The sequence below is a fragment of the Runella aurantiaca genome (assembly GCF_003339505.1).
In the GTDB taxonomy this organism is placed as follows: Bacteria; Bacteroidota; Bacteroidia; order Cytophagales; family Spirosomataceae; genus Runella; species Runella aurantiaca.
The window spans coordinates 1-1682 of sequence record NZ_QPIW01000057.1 but is presented as its reverse complement, the minus strand read 5'-3'; the positions used below and the strand labels follow the sequence as shown (position 1 = coordinate 1682).

Genomic DNA, 1682 nt, shown 5'->3' with positions numbered 1-1682 from the left:
AGGCTTCCCTTGGAAATTACTTTGGACTTTGTTTTTCTTTAAAAACCCCAGCTAACTATTGCTGGGGTTTTTAACTTTTGATTAACTTACCACAGAATAATACAACATTTACAAATTTTTCATCTATCTACCTCGAAGAGGGTGAATTTTAAGCATAGTTTTCTCACCTTACTCGCCGTAAGTGATTTTTTGATGATAAAATTGGTATTTTTAGGCTGCTTGCCGAAGCCCTTTTTGGGCTTTTTCTCGCCTCGATGCTATCTTAACAGCGTTGGCTGTATGAATGCCAAAAAAGAGCCAGACGCGTTCGGTAGCAGGGTTTTGAGCCTTAATTTTGTGAAGTAGATAATGCTCCTTTTCTGTTCCAAAACTTCCCTCAAGGCTTGTGCTTCGTTGTTTGTTGAGTAGCTCTTTTATCTTTTTGGTAGGTTTGTCATCTTTACCTGCTCCTTTGCGGACAAAGTTTGTCTGAATGTCATTTTGAGTACAAAATCGCCTATTTTCATTGGTAGCATAAATCTTATCGGTCGATAAATGAGTACATTCTCCAAAGTTATTTTTATGTTTCAAGACGCTTATTTTCAATCTCTTGCACTCATTAAATGCTTCATAGCTAGCATGTTCTATAAGATTGATACCTCCCACCTGCACTTTATGAACTTTTATGCCAAACTCGACTGGTTTATTTTCTTTTCCTCTGACAATAGGGCGAATATAGGGTTTATGTAAGCTTACAATCCGATGCTTGATCTTTGACTTGGGGTGATTAAAATAATGATTTTGCTGCTGATAGACTTGCTTGATAGTTTTAAAAACAGAAGCCTCTTTGTGGGACAGTCCCTCGGCTTTAGTTTGGTTAAGAATCGATTGAAATTCATTAATTCCTTTCGATAATAGATGAAGGTATGCTCGTTTTCTGGCTTGAGTTTTTCGGTGTGTTTTCTTTCTGAGTTTACAATACACCAAATGTTTCTTTTTTTGCTCTTGGAACTTGGAACGTGGTTCTTTCAACTTGTGAGCCCTACAAAATTGAGGGATTTTTTTGTTCCATAACCATTCACAGCATTCCCAAAGAATCTTCGCATCGGTTGGAAAACGAATATATACTTCATAGCATGTCGCATCGGCCAACATCACATTTTTCTCAGGCAACTCCTCTTTCCAGTTTTTAATCATTTTTGACTGAAAAACGTCAAAATCAACATGTTGACTAAGATAATTCCTCACCTTTGATACAAATGAATTGTCCTTAATAAATTCATTATCAGTTAGTAATACGCCACAAAACATTTGCATCGACCAGTCCGTATTGAACCGTTCTAACAATTTTTCATCACTCAATTTGGTGTAATGTTTCAAAAACATCAACCCAAAATAGCCTTGAGCAGGAAGCCATGATGGCGCACCTGCCATCGTTTTTTTCTTAGGAAGTAGCTCAATCAGTGATGACCAGTTGATGGTTTGATAAATCGAACCTAAATTAGTTGAATTCTTGAATAAATACAATTTATTGAAAATTGGAGAATCCAAGTCAAATAACGTATATTGCATCTGTATTTTAGGTTTGTTAGCACAACTAAAATACGAAAATCCCCGAATTATGCCAAATACGCGCATATTCGGGGATTATTTTTTGATGCAAAGTACTGATATTTAATATCTTAACCCTTTAAAGGGAAGCC

The 1682-nt window shown here is 36.2% G+C and carries 1 protein-coding gene; it reads right to left on the bottom strand.

The window, feature by feature from the left end; translation table 11 throughout:
* Positions 1-210: 210 nt before the first annotated feature.
* On the bottom strand, positions 211-1551 hold the full coding sequence (locus DVG78_RS29790) for a transposase (protein ID WP_229598354.1): 1341 nt from the start codon (positions 1549-1551) through the stop codon (positions 211-213).
* Positions 1552-1682: the final 131 nt, after the last annotated feature.

Bases quoted from the DNA above. Each gene is read 5' to 3' on its own strand.
- DVG78_RS29790 (WP_229598354.1), bottom strand. From the start codon at position 1,551: ATGCAATATACGTTATTTGACTTGGATTCTCCAATTTTCAATAAATTG.